Genomic DNA, 17,231 nt, shown 5'->3' with positions numbered 1-17,231 from the left:
AGGCCGTATGGACGCCGAAGCGGCCCTGTCCCTCACGAACACCATCTACGCCCGCCTCGCGGCCCGTCGCGGCGGGTTCGTGACCCTCGAGGACTACTACGCCGGCAAGCAGCCGCTCTCGTTCGCGACCGAGGAGTGGAAGAAGGCGAACGCGTCCCGCTACGCCGACTTCTCCGACAACTGGTGCGGCCCGGTTGCCGACGCGATGGGCGAGCGGATCCGGCACACCGGCATCAAGCTCGGCGACGACCGCGCCGGCGCACGGAAGCTGTGGTCCGAGTGGGGCCGCAACGAGATGGACATGCAGGCCTCGCAGGGCGTGCTCTCCACCCTCATCACGTCCCGCTCGTACGTGATCGTCTGGGGCGACAAGAACGACAAGCCCGTCATCTCGTGGGAGCACGGCGCGAACGTCGAGATCGAGTACGACTGGTCGAACCTCCGCCGCCCCGTCGCCGCGCTCAAGGCGTGGGTCGACGGCGACTTCGAGTACGCGATCCTCTACACCGACGACAAGCTGTGGAAGTACCGCAAGCCGCGCATCCAGCCGCAGGACTCCCGCCGGTCGCAGGCGCAGCAGGCCAAGCTCGGCCGCGCCGAGCAGGGCACCTGGCAGCAGTGGCAGCCCGCTTCCGACGACACCTGGCCGCTGAACAACCCGCTCGGCGAGGTGCCGGTGGTCGAGATGCCGAACCGGCCCATGCTCGCCGGCGACCCGAAGTCCGAGATCGCCGGCGTGATGGCGATGCAGGACGCGATCAACCTGCTCTGGGCGTACCTGTTCCTCTCCGCCGACTACGCCTCCATGCCCGCCCGGGTCGTCCTGCACCAGGGGCCCCCGATGACGCCGATCCTCGACGCCAACGGCGTGAAGATCGGCGAGAAGCCCGTCGACATGCGCGAGCTTGCCGAGAAGCGGCTGCTGTACCTGTCGGGCAAGGACACCTCGATCGACTCGTGGGAGGCGGCGAAGCTCGACGTCTTCACGGACGTCATCGAGACCGCCGTCGGTCACATCGCCGCGCAGACCCGGACCCCGCCGACGTACCTGGTCACCAAGACCGGCATGTCGAACGTGAACGGTGAGGGCCTCAAGGCCTCGGAGATCGGCCTGGTCAAGAAGACTCTCGAGTTCCAGACGTTCGCCGCGCCCGCGCTTCGCCGCATGTACCGGCTGATCGCCCTGGTCCTCAACGACCAGGGCCTCGCCGATGCCGCGTCCCTGGCGACGATCTCGTGGATGAACCCCGAGATCCGGTCCGAGTCGCAGCTCGCCGACGCCCTGGTCAAGAAGAAGCAGATGGGCTACCCGCTCGAGTACCTCATGGAGCTCGACGGGCTGCCCCCGGAGGAAGTCACCCGCGTCATGGCGATGGTCGAGCAGGAAGCGTTCGACCCGCAGCTCGAGCGCGCGACGAGGGAGCTGAGTGAGCTTGGCGACACCGGCGGCAGCGGAGACGTACTACCGAACGCAACAGCAGATCGCGGCCACGACGGCCTCAGCAGCTAACCGGCTGCTGCGCCGACGCTTCACGGGCGACTTCGACTCGTCGTGGTCGCGGCTCCGGCCGGACCTGCTGTCGCTGATCGCCACCGGCCGCGCCGCGGCCGCGGCGTCCGCGGTGTCGTACATCCCCGCGGTGCTCGACGAGACCGGGCAGCGCGGGGACCCGGTGGGTGTCATCGACACCGCCGGGTTCCTCGCTACCGCACCCGACGGCCGCGACGTGGGCACCCTCTTCGACCAGACCACCATCCGGGCGAAGCAGGCCGTCGCCCGCGGCCTGACCGTCGCGCAGGCGCTCACCGCGGCGCAGTCCTGGGTCACGGGGACCACCCTCACCGTGATGGCCGACACCGGCCGCGGCGTCGTCGCCGCCGACATCGCACAGCGCCCCGCGATTACGGGCTACGTCCGCATGCTCAACCCGCCCTCGTGCGACCGTTGCGTCATCCTCGCCGGCAAGTGGTTCCGGTGGAACCAGGGCTTCCAGCGGCACCCCCGCTGCGACTGCCGGCACATCCCCGCCAGCGAGGACACCGCCGGTGACTACCGCACCGACCCGTACGAGTACTTCCACTCCCTCAGCACCGAGGAGCAGTACCGGATCTTCGGGAAGTCCAACGCCCGAGCGATCACCGAGGGTGCCGACATCTACCGCGTGGTGAACATCAACACCCGCGGCCTCGCGACTGCGAAGTCGGCCCGGAAGTTCGGCACCCCGCACCGGATGACACCCGACGACATCTTCCGCGTCGCCGGCACCCGCACGAACGCGATCAAGCTGCTCGAGCGGGAGGGCTACATCACCGGCCCGCAGGTCCGCGGCGGCAACATCCTCGGCCAGCGCGAGGGCTTCGGGCAGTTCGGCAAGGGCGGCAAGGCACGCGCCGCGTCCGACGCCGTCGTCGCCGCCCGCCAGTCCGGCGTCCGCGACCCGCTGAACCGGTACACGATGACCGCCGCCGAGCGCCGCCTCTACGACGCGAAGGTCCGCTACGACGTCGCCAAGACCGGCGTCTTCCCCCGGTCAATCGGCGCGAACTCCGCCGACAAGTACGTCCGCCCCGAGCAGATCACCGACCGGCAGCTGCAGAGCATCCGCGAGCAGTACGAGGCCGAGGTCAACAAGCTCCGCGCGAACCGCGACCGCACCCCCGAGTCGATCCGCACCCTCGCGCGGCTGCTCGACATCCACATCTGATCTTCCCGCCGCCGGCGGGACGCACAGCCGCGCACGGCGGCCACCACCACCAGGGAGCAACTCCTATGACGGATTCGACCGACACCACCACGGACACCACCACCGACACGACGGCGACGGACACCACCACGACGACCACCACCGAGGTCATCGACGGTGCTGACCAGCTCGGCGACGCGGGCAAGAAGGCCCTCGACAGCATGAAGGGGCAGCGCAACGCCGCCCGTCAGGAGCTGCAGAGCCTCAAGGACCAGCTGGCGACCCTGCAGGCCGAACGCGACAACGCGGGCAAGACCGCGGAGGAGCAGGAGCTGGACAAGGCCCGCAAGGACGGCGAGACGGCAGCCACGAAGCGGTTCAACGAGCTCCTCGTCGGCGCGGAACTCCGCGCCGCAGCGAAGGGCAAGCTCGCCGACCCCTCCGACGCCTCGCTGTACCTCAAGCTGTCCGACTTCCAGGTGTCCGAGGACGGAACGGTCGACGCCGAAGCGCTCGGCGAGGCGATCGACGACCTCCTCACCCGCAAGCCGCATCTCGCGGCTGAACCGCAGTCGCGGTTCCAGGGCGACGCCGGCCAGGGCAACCGCGGCGAGAAGCCCAAGCCCCAGGTCACCGAGACCGAGCTCAAGTCCATGTCCCCCGCCCAGATCAACGAGGCCCGCCGCGACGGCCGCCTCAACAAGGTCCTGGGCGTCTCTTCCTGAAAGGGGTACCCACCATGGGTATCAGCCACTTCATCCCCGAGGTGTGGTCCGCGTCGCTGCTCGAGCAGTGGTCCGACCAGACCATCCTCGCCAACCTGCTCAACCGTCAGTACGAGGGCGAGCTCCGCTCCGGCAACACGGTCCACATCACCGGCATCGTCCCGCCGTCGATCAAGACTACAAGGCCAACAACCGCACCACGTCGGCCGACCCGATCTCGGACACCGGCCTCGACCTCGCCGTCGACCAGGAGAAGAACTTCGACTTCTACGTCGACGACATCGACCGCGCCCAGGCGGCCGGCTCCCTCGAGGCCTACACCGGCGCTGCGGGGACCGCGCTGAACGAGGACACCGAGAAGTTCCTCTTCGCGCTCCTCGTCGCCCAGGGCACCGCCGCGAGCGGCATCACCCGGGTCAACGACCCGGCGACCGCGTTCAACGCCGTCCGCGACCTGCGGAAGGGCCTGAACAAGGCCAAGGCCCCTGCCGGCAACCGCATCCTCGTCGTGAACGCCGAGTTCGAGGCGCTCCTGCTCTCGAACGACTCGAAGCTCACCTCGGTCGACACCAGCGGCGACAACCAGGGTCTGCGCAACGCGACCATCGGTGGTCTCCTCGGGTTCCGCTCGGTCGTGTCGAACTTCGCGCCGGAGCAGAACTACCCGCAGGCGATCGCGTTCCACCAGGACGCCGCCGCGTTCGTCTCCCAGATCCAGGAGACCGAGGGCATGCGGGCCACCGACCGGTTCGCCGACCGCGTCCGCGGTCTGCACGTCTACGGCGGCAAGGTCGTGCGTCCGAAGGGCGTGCAGGTCTACACCGGGACGGCGACCGCCTGATGCGCGTCGTCGGAGACTCCGGAACGGAGTTCGAGCTCGAGGACACCGTCGCGACGAGCATGATCGCCGCCGGCCACCTCGCGCCCGTCGACCCGGACGACGTCGAGGCCACGGCCACCGGCGTCGCCGCGAGCGACGAGGACCGCCTCGGGCTGCTCGAGGACCGCGTCACCGCGCTTGAGGCCCTGATCGCCTTCGAGCTGGTCCCGCCCGGCCCCTCCGAGGGCGAGGGCGAGGGTGACGGCGAGCCCGACCCGGAGGGCGGCACCGAGCCCGCCTCCGGCGAGCAGTCCGGCCCCGTCAAGGAGGGGGAGCCCGAGACGGGCCCCGCCACCGACGAGGCGCAGGACATCCTGCACGACACCAAGCCGCCGGCGAAGCGCACCCGCGCCCGCCAGACGGACACCGACAAGTCCTAGGAGGACAGGTGGACGCGTTCGCATCAGTCGAGGATCTCGGCATCCGGCTCGGCCGCGTCTTCACCGACGAGCAGAAGCCGCAGATCAAGCAGCTGCTCGAGGACGCGTCCACCTACCTCCGGGACGACGTGATCGGCCAGCAGATCTACCCACCCCGCACGACCACGTTCACCGCGTGGCCGGACAACGGGTGGGTGGACCTGCCCCAGCAGCCCGTCACCGCCGTCACCACCGTCACCCGCGGCGGGAAGCCGGTGCCGTACGACTGGCGGCCTGGAATCGTCCGGGTCGACGGTGACGGCCCCGTGGAGATCACCTTCACCTACGGGTACGCCACCGCCCCGGACAGCCTCGCCCGCTGGGCGTGCGTGCTCGTGTCCCAGACCCTCACCACCATCGAGATGAACCTCGGCCTCACCGCCGGCGGCCTGTCCTCGGTCGGGATCGACGACTTCCGTGCGGCGTTCGCCGACGGCGGGGCCTCGACCGGCATGGAGCTCACCGCCGCGAACAAGGACCGGCTCCGCGAGCAGTGGGGCAACACGGTGAACGTCGGAGGGACCCGATGACGCTCACCGCCGGCATCCTCGCGATGGGACGCCGGCAGGCCGAACGGCTGATGACCGACCGCTGCCAGGTCGGCACCGTCACGCGCGGCCCGATCGACCCGGACACCGACGACTACCCGACGGTCTTCGAACCCGTCTACGACGGCCCCTGCCGGTACAAGGCGGGCAACGTCCAGGCGCACGACGCCGAGGTCGCCGGCCAGCTCCTCGTCAGCCAGCTCGCCACCCTCTCGCTCCCGATCGACACCTCTACCGCCGTCCGGGCGGGCATGCAGGTCCGCATCACCAGCTCCGCCACGGACCCGGCACTGCCCGGCACCGTGGCGACCGTGAAGGCCCCGTTCCGCTCGGCGGACGCGACCGCCCGACGATTCCCCGTGGAGGTCACCGATGGCTGACGATGACCTCTTCCGCCTCGCCCGCAATCTCGGGCAGGTGCCCGGCGGCACCGGCCCGAAACTCCGCCAGGCGATCGAGATCACCTCGCGGAAGATCAAGGACCAGATCAAGTCCGACTACGACGGCTCCCGCAACCTGCCGCACGCCGGCGGGTCGATCTCCTACGACATCAAGGGCACCGGCTCGAACCAGTACGGCGGCCAGCTTGAGGCCGAGATCGGTCCGGTCCTCGGCGGGCAGGGCTCCGTCGTCGGCCTCGTCGACGAGGGAACCAGCAAGACGCCCGGGAAGAAGCGCATCCCGAAGGCGCTGGCCGACAACGCCGACGACTTCGAGCTCGGCATCCAGCGCGCGATCGACGACGCACTTGGGGAGGCCGGCCTGTGAGCCTCGCTGACGACGCCGCCCTGCTCGAGCTCCTCCGGAGCGACGTCGAGCTGGCGAAGCCGGACCGGCTCTTCGACAGCATCGCTGAGCGCGCGGACGACAAGCCGATCTCGGCGACCTGGTACGTCGTCGTGCAGCCCGGTGCGGACGTGGACACGGTCCAGCGCCTCGCGGGCCCGCAGGTGCACCGGCAGCCCTCGACCACGTTCCAGTGCGTCGGCTCCACCCCCGAGCAGGCTCGCCGCGCCGCGGAGCGCGTCGATCGCATGCTCCGGCCGCGCGGCTTCGGCGTCGTCCTCACCGTTTCCGACCGGGTCACGACGCCGCTGATGCGGGACTACGTCGGCCCGGTGCAGCGCGACCCCGACTCGAGCCCACCGATGTGGTTCCAGACCCTCGAGTACTCGTTCCACTCCGACCCCGCCTGACCCCCACCAGCCGCGCCGCGGCACTGACACCAAGGAGCCCACATGGGTATCAACACCACGGTCCAGCCGTCCGTCGGCATGGACTCCAACCTGCTCATCCTCTGCTCGCTCGCGAGCAACCTCCCGACGGACCTCACCACCGTCAAGGTCTCGGACCTCGCCAAGGCGACCGCTGTCGACGTCACCTACGCGCTCACGACCGACGGCTTCAAGGAGGGCGTGAAGGAGGACACCGTCACCGACGACCGCCTCGCGCTCGTCGGCGTTCTCGCGCAGCCCGGACGTGTCACCGAAGACCTCACCGTCCGGTACGTCTTCGGCTCCGCGAACGACGTCGCCGACCCGCTGCTCGTCCCCGGCGCGACCGTCGTCTACGCCGTCCGCCGAGCCGTGCCGCACGACCAGGCCCTCGCCGCCGGCGACAAGTTCGACTACTTCCCCGTCAAGTGCGGCCAGAAGCAGAACGACGCCTACAGCGCGAACGCGAAGTTCACCCGCACCCAGGCCATGTACCCGCAGGCGCTCGCCAAGCGGAACGTGCCGCTGCTCGCCGCGTAGCCCACTCCCGGCCGGACGCTTCCCCCATCGGCGTCCGGCCGGGTCACCACCGATGGGGAAGAGATGGGACTCTCATGGCCTTCACCGACAAGCTCGCCGCCGCGAAGAGCGCACCGCGGCCCACCCGCGACGTCACCGTCGCCCTCGACTCCGCCGTCGAAGCGCGCCGCAAGGAGCTCTCCGACGAGCTCGACGCCGCACGCGACAACGACGACCCGCGCCTCGCGGCCGGCAGGGACCCCGCCGAGCTGCAGCAGCAGATCGACGCGCTCGAGGCCGAGTACGCCGCGGCGCTGATCGTCATCCGCTTCACCCGCCTCCCCGGACAGGAGTGGGCCGAGCTCACCCTCCGGAACCCGGCCCGTCCGAACGTCATCGCCGACACGATCGTCGGGGGCTACAACGTCCACGCCGTCACCCGCGCCGCCGCCATCGTCTCGGGCGTGATCGTCGACGGCGACGAGGAGTACTCGCCCACCGAGGCCGAGTGGAACGACCTCTTCGACACGATCTCGGGCTACGAGTTCGGCAACGTCGTCGACACCGTCTACGCGCTGAACCAGTCGGACGCCCAGCAGGCGATCGAGCTCGCGGGAAAAGCATTGGCAGCAATCCACGACTCCGGGCGGATGTCGCTGCCGCAGTAATGCTCGGCATCTCCCCCCGGAGATTCTGGGGTTGGGAGCCCCGCGAGACCCACCGCATCATCCGCACGGGGAACCGCACCGTCGGCCACGAGGTCGAGCGCGAGGCCGAGTGGAACGACGCCGACCGTGCGCTCGTCCTCGCGCTGCAGCGGTACACCGACAGCCTCGGACCGCACGGCTTCCCGATGGAAGACGTCGTGTCGGAGCTCGCCGACCCGACCAACCCGGAGGCCGAGTACGGCTACGTCGCGGGCGTCCCGACCCGGATGCCCGACGGCTCGCTCCGCGACATGCCGGTCATCGACCAGGCCCGCAAGGCGCAGCAGGACGCCGAGGACGCGTACCGCGAGCTCGTCGGCCCGGACGCACCCATGAACGGCGTCTTCTTCCCCGTCAGACGCGTCGCACGGACACCACCGAAGACCTGACGCCACCACCACAACTCAACAGCGCTCGACGGGAGACCCGCCATGGCCGATCGCATCGTCCGCGTAGTCCTGCAGACCCTGTCCTCGAACTACGTGCAGGGCATGCACGACGCCGAGAACGCCACCAACGACACCGCCAACGCCGCGCACCAGCAGGCCGAGGCCATGGAGAAGCTCGGCAAGGTCTTCCTCGGCGTCGGCGCGGCCGCGGCCGGGTTCGTCGTCCTCGCCGTGAAGTCGTTCGCCGACTTCGACGCGCAGATGTCGCAGGTGAAGTCCCTCTCCCACGCGACCGCGTACGAGATGGACCAGCTCCGCAACGCCGCCCTCACCATGGGGCAGGGCATCGGCTTCTCGGCCACCGAGGTCGCGGAGGCTGAGACCGAGCTCGTCAAGGCCGGCGTCAGCGTCAAGGACATCCTCGGCGGTGGCCTCAAGGGTGCGCTCAACCTCGCCGCCGCCGGCCAGCTCGACGTCGCGAAGGCAACCGAGATCGCCGCGATCGCGATGACCCAGTTCGGCCTCAAGGGCTCCGAGGTGCCGCACATCGCCGACCTCCTCGCCGCCGGCGCGGACAAGGCGCTCGGTTCCGTCGAAGACCTCGGCATGGCCCTGAACCAGTCCGGCCTCGTCGCCGCGCAGTTCGGCCTCTCGGTCGACGACACCGTCGGCACCCTGTCCGCCTTCGCGCAGGCAGGTCTCCTCGGCTCCGACGCCGGTACCTCGTTCAAGACGATGCTCACCCAGCTCGCGAACCCCTCCCAGCAGTCCGCCGAGCTCATGCAGAAGCTCGGCATCGTCACGAACGACGCGAACGGCCAGTTCATCGGCATCACGAAGCTCGCCGGCGTCCTGCACGACCAGCTCGGGTCCCTCACCCAGGCGCAGCGGAACCAGGCGCTCGCGCAGATCTTCGGCAACGACGCGATCCGCGCCGCCAACGTCCTGTACCAGAACGGCGCGTCCGGGATCCAGGGGTGGATCACCAGCGTCGACGACACCGGCTTCGCCGCCGTGCAGGCGTCCGGCAAGATGGACAACCTCAACGGCGACGTCAAGAAGCTCGGGTCCGCCTTCGAGGCCGGCCTGATCAAGTCGGGCTCCGCGGCCAACGTGCAGCTCCGCGGCATGGTGCAGGGCCTCTCCGACCTGATCAACGCGTTCGTGAACGCGCCCGGCTGGGTGCAGGCGACCGTCCTCGCCATCGCGGCGCTCACCGCCGGGATCGGCCTCCTTGGCGGCGGCATCCTCACCATCGTCCCGAAGGTCGCCGCCGCTCGAGCGGCCATGGCCGCGATGCAGCTCTCCGCGGGCAACCTAGCGCTCACCATCGGCAAGGGTGGCGCGGTCCTCATCGGGATCGCCGCGATCGTCAGCGGCCTCACGAACCTCGGCAGCCAGACCGACCTGACCGTCGACCAGCTCGCGAGCCTGAACGCCGCCCTCAAGACGAGCTCGCCGGCCGCCATCGACAAGGAGTTCACCGGCGGCGGCGGTGCGTTCGACGCGATCGGCGTGAAGGCCAACGGGCTCAAGGACGCCCTCGCCGCGCTGAACGGCGGCGCGAACCAGACCAGCATCGGCATGGGGAAGTTCCTCGACGGGGCGACATTCGGTCTCGCTCACGTGTCCGACACCGCGAAGCGATTCGAGGCGTCCTTCCGCGCGATCGGCCAGGGCCTCGCGCAGATGGCGGACTCCGACCTCAAGGGGGCCACGGCCCAGTTCCGTGAGTTCGTGAAGGAAGCTGGCGGCGGGAAGGACGCCGTCGAGCAGCTGCTCGAGCAGATGCCCGACTACAAGGCGAAGCTCATCGACCTCGCCGGCGCGCAGGGGAAGAACCTCTCCGACCAGGAGCTCTACAACCTCGCCCAGGGCAAGGGCGCGCTCGCGACGAAGCTGATGTCCGAAGCAACCGACGAGCAGCAGAAGAAGCTCGCCGAGCTCTCCGGCAAGGCGCAGCAGGGCACGCAGGACATCGGCTCCCTCGCCGACGCGATCCGCAACTTCGGCAAGGGGCAGCTCGACGTCAACGACGCCGAGCGGCAGTTCCAGCAGGCGATCGACGACGCGACTGCCTCCGTGAAGGAGAACACGGGCGCGGTCGACGCGGCGAGGACCAGCTTCGACCTCGGCTCCGAGGCCGGCCGCAACGCGTCCGGAGCGATCGACGGCATCGCCTCCGCCGCGAAGACCTCCGCCGCGGCCCTCTTCGAGCAGTCCGGCTCGCAGGACGTCGCGACCGCCAAGCTCGCCGAGGGGCGTCAGGCTCTGATCAACGCGCTCGGCGCGTACGGCATCACCGGGCAGGCAGCCGAGGACTACGCGAACAAGGTGATGGGCACCCCGCAGCAGTGGGCGACCAACTTCACCAACTCCGCGCCGCAGGCGGGCCAGAAGGTCACCGAGTACCAGGCGAAGCTCAACGCGCTCCCGGCCGACAGGCAGACCCAGGTCAACGCAGCCACCGACGTCGCTCGCCGCGGTGTGCAGTCGGTCCTCGACACCCTGAACGCGATCCCGAACGAGAAGCGGATCACGATCACCACGAACCGGGTGAACGTCGGAGACGGCACGCCCGGCAACGGCCTCGGCGTCATGAAGGCTGCCGGCGGCGCGATCCACGGTCCCGGCACCGGCACGTCGGACTCGATCCCGGCGTGGCTGTCGAACGGCGAGCACGTCCTCACCGCGAGCGACGTGCAGAAGCTCGGCGGCCAGGCGGCGGTCTACGGCCTCCGTGCGGCGATCCAGCGCGGGCAGGCTCCCCGCTACGCCGTCGGCGGGGCCGTCTCGTACGCACCGCAGGTGCAGCGGTTCGCCGCGCCCCCGCAGGCCACGGAGGTGGGGCCCCGCATCGGGACCGTGCAGAACAACATCGTCAGCCCTGACCCCACCGCCGCGGCCATGTCCGTCGTGCGCCGCCTCAACGCACTAGGAGCGTGACCATGCCGATCCTTCCCGATCAGGTGACCGCGAGTCTCAACGGCATCGTGTTCGGCGGGGTCGACCAGTTCGGGGTCGACTGGTCGCTGCAGGAGCTCGACGGGTGGTCGGCGACGTCGTCGACCACCCGGGCGACCCAGCGAGCCCGCCGGTCGGGCTCGCTGCTCGGGACCCCGTTCGCGACCGGGCGCTCGGTGTCGCTGTCCGGCCGCATCTTCGCTCCCACGGCGGATCTCCTCTCCGACGCGATCGACCGCCTGAACGCCGCGGTGACGCTCTCCGACTCGAAGCTGTTCGTCACCGAGGCGAGCCGCACCCGGTACGCGTGGATGCGACAGAGCGACGACGTCATCGTCAAGCACCTGATGCCGACGATCGCGACGTACTCGATCCAGCTGATCAGCGCGGACTGGCGAAAGTTCGGGGCCGACGTCTCGGACCGGACTCGGCTCCCGTCGACGTCCGGCGGTCTCCTAATCAACACGACGAACTACGCGTGGACGGGGGCACCGAACGCCTCACCGTCGACGATGTCGTTCGGCGGAGTGGTTCAGCGCACGAACCTCGCCAGCGACCCGCGCGCCACCTCCCTCGCCATTCCCTCCGGTCGCCTGGGTTGGGCGTCGCGTTGGTTCGGCAATGGCAGCACCGGCACGAACAGCACCGTGCAGAATGCAGCCGACGGGCCGTTCGGCGTCACCTCCTACGCACGCAAGACGTGGACGGGCATGTCCAACGCGCAGGACGTCGGGTGGCAGCACACGGTCAACGGCACGAACGCCTACCCCGTCACCGCCGGGCTGCAGTACTCGGTCTCGTGCTGGATCCGAGGATCGAAGACCCAGCCGAGCCGAGACGGCAACAACGGCATGGTCGTCCAGTGGTACGACGCGTCCGGAACCATGATCGGCACCGGGGCGTTCGGAGCGTCAGACAAGGCGATCACCGCGGGCGAGTGGGTCCGCTACTCCGTGACTGCTACTGCCCCGGCAGGGGCGGCGTTCATGGCCCCCTACAACCAGGTCTACCTCTCGGCATCCGCGTGGGCAGTGGGAGACACGCTCGACGGCACCGCCCTCCTGGTGGAGCAGTCGAGCACTGTCGGCAGCTACTTCGACGGCTTCTTCGCGAGCTTCGGCGGCCTCACCGTCGCTGCTGTCGGCGGGCTCGTAATCAACGCGGTCACCGTCACCGGCCAGGTGTCGCTCACCAACCCGGGCAACGACACCGGCCCGCTCCGGCTCCGGATCGACGGGCCCTGCACCGGGCCCGTCGTCACGCACGTCGGTACCGGCGATCGGCTCGTGTTCTCGAGCTCGCTCGTGCTGGCCGCCGGCGAGTGGCTCGACATCGACATGGAGAAGCGGCAGGTCTACGCCAACGGCCAGTCCTCCCGTGCCGGCTACATCACCTCCCGCGGATGGTTCGGCTTCGACCCCGGGCCCAACACCTTCGCCTTCACCGCCGCGCAGTACGACGCGGCGTCCCAACTGACCGTCGCCGGCACTCCGGCGTGGAGATAGGAGCGCCTCGTGGCGATCACCATCTGGCCCGCGAACGCGACCAACGGCGTCCCGGCGGTCGCGGGTCGTGGGCTCCGGCAGACGAGCGTCGGCGTGCCCCTCGGCGGCGCGACAGCCGCACGCCCGCTCGGGCTGTACTCCGGCGTCCGCCCCGGCACCCCGGCCGCGACGGTGACCGTCGCGAACAACACGGTCACCGTCGCCCCGCACGCGGGCGCGATCGACGCGCAGACGGCCGCCGAGGCCGGCGGGTACGAGTACTCGTCCGACTCGGCCGTCGCGGTGAAGACCAGCCTCACCCAGGACCAGTCGAACCCGCGCGTCGACCTGGTCTCGGTGCAGGTATCTGACCCCTCCGAGAGCGACGGCTCCGCGGTGCCGCAGGTGCAGTTCGTCTACACCCAGGGCAGCCCGGCGGCGACCCCGCTCGCCCCCGGCGACAGCGGGTCCTCCGTCGCCGCCCCGGGGCGCTCGTTCCCCCTCGCGCGCGTCAACGTCCCGAAGTCCGGCGGTGGCAACCCGACCGTGACGTGGGTCGCCCCGTACTGCCTGGCCGCCGGCGGCACGCTCCTCGTGAACCAGGTCGCCGAGCTGACCGACGCTCTCGCCGCGCTGTTCCCGCCGAGGCAGCGCGCCGTCGCCCTCGCGACCGAGCAGACCTTCGAGGTGCGCACCGTGTCAGGGACGAAGAAGTGGGTCGCCGGCGCTGGTGAGTCCCGAGCCGCGACCTACACGACGCTCGCCGCCGGTGTCCCGGACGGTGGACCCTTCGGCATCGGCACGATCACCCCCGTCGCTGCGCAGACGGTGAACAACGACTTCGCGACCGTCTCGGGGTCGACGTTCACCCTCACCAGTGGCACCTACGTCGTCTCCGCATCGGGCGGCCACTCGCCGACGTCGACGCCGGGGTCCGGTCGTGACTCGTTCATCCAGCTGAACCTCACGCTCTCCGGCGCGGGCGGTGTCAGCATCGGCCGGAACTCGTTCGGCCCGGGGGAGGACTCCGGCAACACCGCGGCGACGTTCAACGTTCCCCCGGGCGCGACCGCGACGCTCGCGCCCGTGTTCTTCAAGCAGGGCGGCGGCATCCCGGACTTCAAGGGTCTCATCACGATCACGAAGACCGGCGTCTGATGGCGTACACGTGGGTCGCCTGCGAGGCGCGCACGGGCCTCGTCATCGCGGACCTGCCGGACCTGAGCTGCGGGAAGGTGTCCGCGTCGATCGGCGCGTTCACCACCACCTCCGCGGTCCTGCCGTACCCGGGCCCGGACAACGCGACGCCGGAGAACTGGGAGCGGGCCACCCAGGGCGGCGCGTCCTACCTCGTGCTCCTCGACGACGTCACCGACCAGCCCGTGCAGGGGTACCTCATCGGCAAGCGCGTCGCCGACGAGACGCCGATGCTCTCCCTGCAGAACCTCGTCTCCCTCGAGGCGTACTTCGACCGACGGTTCATCGGCGACAAGAGCTTCACCCAGACCGGGCAGAACGCGATCGTCGCCGCGATCGTCGCCGCGTACGTCGCCGCTGGCAGCAACGGCGGGATCCCATTCCGGGTGCTGAACCTCGACGGGGGCCCCGGTGCGCTGCGCGACCGGACCTACACCGACATCAGCGACAAGACGGTCTACTCGGTCCTGACCGAGCTCATGGGCGTCATCGGCGGTCCGGAGTGGACGGTGACCTGGGAGTCGAAGTACGTCGGCGGCCAGCGGTTCATCACGCCCGTCCTGCAGGTCGGTGCCCGGATCGGCGTCGACCCGCTCGCCGGGCTCGCCCCGGCCGCCACGTTCGACATGCCGGGCAACCTCACCGAGTTCACCTACTCGGAGGACTGGACCTCCCAGGGTGGCGCGACCGACATCCTCGCCACCTCCACCGCCAGCGCGGACAGCCGACCCCAGTCGACGCACGTCGTCGTCGCGGACTCGTCCCGGCCGACGCTCGAGTGGCGGTTCACGCCCTCCACGTCGATCACCGACGTCGCGACGCTGCAGCAGCACGCGGCCAGCGAGGCGGCGATCATCGGCGGCGGCGTGAACGCGCTGACCCTCACCGCCGACGTCGAGGACGCCCCCCGGCTCGGCGTCGACTGGTCGATCGGCGACACGATCGGGTGGGACATCACCACCCCCCGGTTCCCGAACGGCTTCCGCGGCACCGCCCGCGCCGTCGGCTGGGAGCTCACCCTCGCCGACGTCGACCTCATCGCGCCGATCATCGCGCAGTAAGGAGCCCGCATGCCGTTCCGGTCCCCGCAGTCCGACGAGCAGAACCTCGGGAACACGCTCAATGCCCCGCTGCGCGCCGCGATCCGCGAGTTCGTCGCCAGCATCGTCCCGACCGTCATCCCGATCGTGCAAGGCTCCGCGGACCGCATCAAGGCGCTCCTCGACTCGTACCTGCTCAAGGCTGACGCGACGAAGACGTACTCGACCCTCGGGCACCAGCACGCCGGCGGCGACGTGTCGTCCGGCACGCTCGGCATCCCGGTCAACACCACCGGAGCAGTGCAGGGCGGCACGGTGAGCTCGACGAGCACCGTGTCCGCCGGCACGGACCTCCGCGGGGCGAACCTCTACGCCACGGCCGCGCCGAACTACAACATCTCGAACACCCGCGTCGCAGCGTGGCTCGAGTCCTCGACCGGCCGCCTCGGCACTGCGTCGTCGTCCGAGCGGTACAAGCAGGACATCATCCCCGCGGACATCGACACGGACGCGATCCTCGCGATGCAGGTCGTGCACTTCCACTACCGGGCCGAGATCGCCAAGCGCGACGACCCGTCCAGCCCGGACTACGTCGGCCCCGACTACAAGGTCAGCACCGAGGTCGGTCTCATCGCCGAACGACTCCACGAGCTCGGCCTCTGGCAGTTCGTCGTCTACCAGCGCGAGAACTACACCGAGGTTCGGACCCGACCAGTGACGCGCACGCGCGCGCTGGTGAACGCGGACACGAACGAGCCGATCCTCGACGACGCTGGCCAGCCGGTGATGCAGGCGTTCGAGGACGAGGAGGAGTACACGCTCTACCTCGACCGGCTGCGCCTCGACGAGCACGGCAACCCCATCCCCGACGGCGTGCACTACGAGCTGCTCTCGCTGGCGCTCCTACCCGTCATCCAGGCCCAAGAAGCGCGCCTGTCCACCATCGAGCAGCACCTCGGCCTGCCGGGGAAGGAGCAGCCATGAGCGCCAACGGTCAACTGACCAGCGCCGAGCTCGTCGTCGTCCCGAACACGACGGACATCACCACGATCGGGGTGCAGCGCGTCGCGGTCGCGGTGCTGCCGTACCTGCTCGCCGCGGCGGCGGAGTTCCGGCAGGAGACCGGGCAGAAGCTCGTCCTCGCCGAGGGCTACCGGCCGCTCGCGACGCAGATCGACTACTTCAACGCCCGCTACCACGTCGTCGCATCCGGCGGCGTCCGGTGGAACGGCAAGCGGTGGGCGAAGAACGCCGGAGCCGCGACGGCTGCGGTGCCGTCGACGAGCCCGCACGGGAACGGCGGCGCGGTCGACCTGTGGTCCGGCGTCGACACGTCGTTCACCTCGAGCAACCACGAGGTGTGGGTCCGCGTGTCCGCCAAGTACGGGTGGACGAACACCGGCACCGGCTTCGGAGAGCCCTGGCACCAGGAGTGGTCCGCCACCCGCGTCACGAAGCGCGTCACCCTCACCGCGGCGCTCGTGCGCCCGGCCGCCTCGTCCGGGGCGATCACGAACACCATCACCGGCCGCCCGGCGGCCTCGAGCGTCCAGGAGGACGACATGCCCAGCATCGAGCTCGTCAAGCAGGACGGGGACACGTCCGGCACCGTGTGGATGTCCCGCGACCGGATGGAGCGCCGCCCCCTGACGGCGGCCGACTTCGCGGACGTCGCCTACTGGGTCGGGAAGCAGTTCGGCGAGGACGCGGCGAAGGTGCAGGTCGTTCGCAGCCTCACCGCGTTCGGCGTCGACATCTCAGCCCGCCCCGACACCTACGAGCTCGTCAAGGACGCGCACGGCGACGGCACCGTCTACCTCTCGTTCAACCGGGTGCTCCTCGTCCCTCTGACGGCCGAGTCGCTGCCGGCGCAGGTGTGGAAGCTCGGCAAGCGCGGCTACGACACCACCGTCTCCCTCACCGACAACCTGGCCGCGTTCGGCGCGGCCCTGCACGCCTAGGAGGCCTGCCATGTTCCAGCGCTACACCACCGCCCTGCTCCCGCTCGGCATCGCGATCCTCGGCGTACTCGACGCCGCCCGCGCCTCCGGAGCCGCCCTGCTCGGCTGGCAGACCATCCTGCAGCTCGTCATCCTCATCGCGACGACCGGGGCAGCGTTCTGGCTGCCGCTCGTCCCCGGCCGGTGGGCGGGCCGGTGGAAGACCGGAGCCGCGATCGTCGGCGCGATCGCCTCCGCGCTGATCGCGACGATCCCCGACGGGCGCTTCACCACGGCGACGCTGATCCTGTTCCTCACCGCCGCGCTCAAGGCCGTCGCGACGGAGGTCGGCGTGCAGATCCGTGTCGACGCCGCGAAGACCATCGACGCTGACTCGACGGCCGGACCGCGCGTCGTGGCGAACGTCTTCGTGTCGGATCCGCAGAAGGTCTCCGACGGCGACCCCGCGATCGTCGGCTCGGAGATCGCGCCGACCCCGGCATCCTGATCGGCTCGACCCC

General features: G+C 70.1%; 19 protein-coding genes. All 19 read left to right on the top strand.

The annotated features are described in order from the left end of the window. The first annotated feature begins 7 nt into the window (after nt 1-7). Nucleotides 8-1,510: a phage portal protein gene (locus tag QOL16_RS04345; RefSeq protein ID WP_071284872.1), complete on the top strand. Its 1,503-nt coding sequence runs from the start codon at nt 8-10 to the stop codon at nt 1,508-1,510. Beyond that, a complete protein-coding gene (locus tag QOL16_RS04340; RefSeq protein WP_139266443.1) occupies nt 1,428-2,705 on the top strand; it encodes a hypothetical protein in 1,278 nt (425 codons plus the stop codon). The genes QOL16_RS04345 and QOL16_RS04340 overlap by 83 nt, the downstream gene beginning before the upstream one ends. Nucleotides 2,706-2,770: 65 nt before the next feature. Beyond that, complete coding sequence (locus QOL16_RS04335; RefSeq protein ID WP_071284874.1) at nt 2,771-3,409, top strand: hypothetical protein; 639 nt, start codon at nt 2,771-2,773, stop codon at nt 3,407-3,409. 67 nt (nt 3,410-3,476) lie between these two features. Further along, on the top strand, nt 3,477-4,250 hold the full coding sequence (locus QOL16_RS04330) for a P22 phage major capsid protein family protein (protein WP_217637636.1): 774 nt from the start codon (nt 3,477-3,479) through the stop codon (nt 4,248-4,250). Then, complete coding sequence (locus QOL16_RS04325) at nt 4,250-4,669, top strand: hypothetical protein (protein WP_071284875.1); 420 nt, start codon at nt 4,250-4,252, stop codon at nt 4,667-4,669. Before QOL16_RS04330 ends, QOL16_RS04325 begins: the two co-directional genes overlap by 1 nt. A gap of 8 nt (nt 4,670-4,677) precedes the next feature. Continuing rightward, nucleotides 4,678-5,238, top strand: a complete 561-nt coding sequence (locus tag QOL16_RS04320; RefSeq protein WP_071284876.1) for a hypothetical protein — start codon at nt 4,678-4,680, stop codon at nt 5,236-5,238. Then, nucleotides 5,235-5,636: a DUF6093 family protein gene (locus QOL16_RS04315; RefSeq protein ID WP_071284877.1), complete on the top strand. Its 402-nt coding sequence runs from the start codon at nt 5,235-5,237 to the stop codon at nt 5,634-5,636. The genes QOL16_RS04320 and QOL16_RS04315 overlap by 4 nt, the downstream gene beginning before the upstream one ends. Continuing rightward, the gene (locus QOL16_RS04310; RefSeq protein ID WP_071284878.1) at nt 5,629-6,024 is read left to right on the top strand and encodes a hypothetical protein; all 396 of its coding nucleotides are present in this window, start codon (nt 5,629-5,631) and stop codon (nt 6,022-6,024) included. Before QOL16_RS04315 ends, QOL16_RS04310 begins: the two co-directional genes overlap by 8 nt. Continuing rightward, nucleotides 6,021-6,452, top strand: a complete 432-nt coding sequence (locus tag QOL16_RS04305; RefSeq protein ID WP_071284879.1) for a hypothetical protein — start codon at nt 6,021-6,023, stop codon at nt 6,450-6,452. The genes QOL16_RS04310 and QOL16_RS04305 overlap by 4 nt, the downstream gene beginning before the upstream one ends. Nucleotides 6,453-6,494: 42 nt before the next feature. After that, on the top strand, nt 6,495-7,010 hold the full coding sequence (locus tag QOL16_RS04300) for a hypothetical protein (protein WP_071284880.1): 516 nt from the start codon (nt 6,495-6,497) through the stop codon (nt 7,008-7,010). 74 nt (nt 7,011-7,084) lie between these two features. Next, on the top strand, nt 7,085-7,657 hold the full coding sequence (locus tag QOL16_RS04295; protein WP_071284881.1) for a hypothetical protein: 573 nt from the start codon (nt 7,085-7,087) through the stop codon (nt 7,655-7,657). Next, complete coding sequence (locus tag QOL16_RS04290; protein WP_071284882.1) at nt 7,657-8,085, top strand: hypothetical protein; 429 nt, start codon at nt 7,657-7,659, stop codon at nt 8,083-8,085. Before QOL16_RS04295 ends, QOL16_RS04290 begins: the two co-directional genes overlap by 1 nt. A gap of 42 nt (nt 8,086-8,127) precedes the next feature. After that, on the top strand, nt 8,128-11,031 hold the full coding sequence (locus QOL16_RS04285) for a phage tail tape measure protein (RefSeq protein ID WP_071284883.1): 2,904 nt from the start codon (nt 8,128-8,130) through the stop codon (nt 11,029-11,031). Between the two features lie 2 nt (nt 11,032-11,033). Beyond that, nucleotides 11,034-12,554: a phage tail family protein gene (locus QOL16_RS04280; RefSeq protein ID WP_139266298.1), complete on the top strand. Its 1,521-nt coding sequence runs from the start codon at nt 11,034-11,036 to the stop codon at nt 12,552-12,554. Nucleotides 12,555-12,563: 9 nt separating this feature from the next. Continuing rightward, on the top strand, nt 12,564-13,691 hold the full coding sequence (locus tag QOL16_RS04275) for a hypothetical protein (protein ID WP_071282585.1): 1,128 nt from the start codon (nt 12,564-12,566) through the stop codon (nt 13,689-13,691). Further along, nucleotides 13,691-14,791 (top strand): hypothetical protein, encoded by a 1,101-nt coding sequence (locus tag QOL16_RS04270; RefSeq protein ID WP_071282583.1) that lies wholly within the window; start codon nt 13,691-13,693, stop codon nt 14,789-14,791. The genes QOL16_RS04275 and QOL16_RS04270 overlap by 1 nt, the downstream gene beginning before the upstream one ends. 9 nt (nt 14,792-14,800) lie before the next feature. Further along, on the top strand, nt 14,801-15,754 hold the full coding sequence (locus QOL16_RS04265) for a tail fiber domain-containing protein (RefSeq protein ID WP_071282581.1): 954 nt from the start codon (nt 14,801-14,803) through the stop codon (nt 15,752-15,754). Next, the gene (locus QOL16_RS04260) at nt 15,751-16,731 is read left to right on the top strand and encodes a M15 family metallopeptidase (RefSeq protein ID WP_071282579.1); all 981 of its coding nucleotides are present in this window, start codon (nt 15,751-15,753) and stop codon (nt 16,729-16,731) included. The genes QOL16_RS04265 and QOL16_RS04260 overlap by 4 nt, the downstream gene beginning before the upstream one ends. 10 nt (nt 16,732-16,741) lie before the next feature. Beyond that, the gene (locus QOL16_RS04255; RefSeq protein WP_071282577.1) at nt 16,742-17,218 is read left to right on the top strand and encodes a hypothetical protein; all 477 of its coding nucleotides are present in this window, start codon (nt 16,742-16,744) and stop codon (nt 17,216-17,218) included. Nucleotides 17,219-17,231 lie beyond the last annotated feature (13 nt).

This window comes from Curtobacterium sp. MCBA15_004 (genome assembly GCF_001865055.2).
Taxonomy (GTDB): Bacteria; Actinomycetota; Actinomycetes; order Actinomycetales; family Microbacteriaceae; genus Curtobacterium.
Note: the sequence above shows the minus strand (reverse complement) of the source record. Positions and strands in the feature narration are given on the sequence as shown.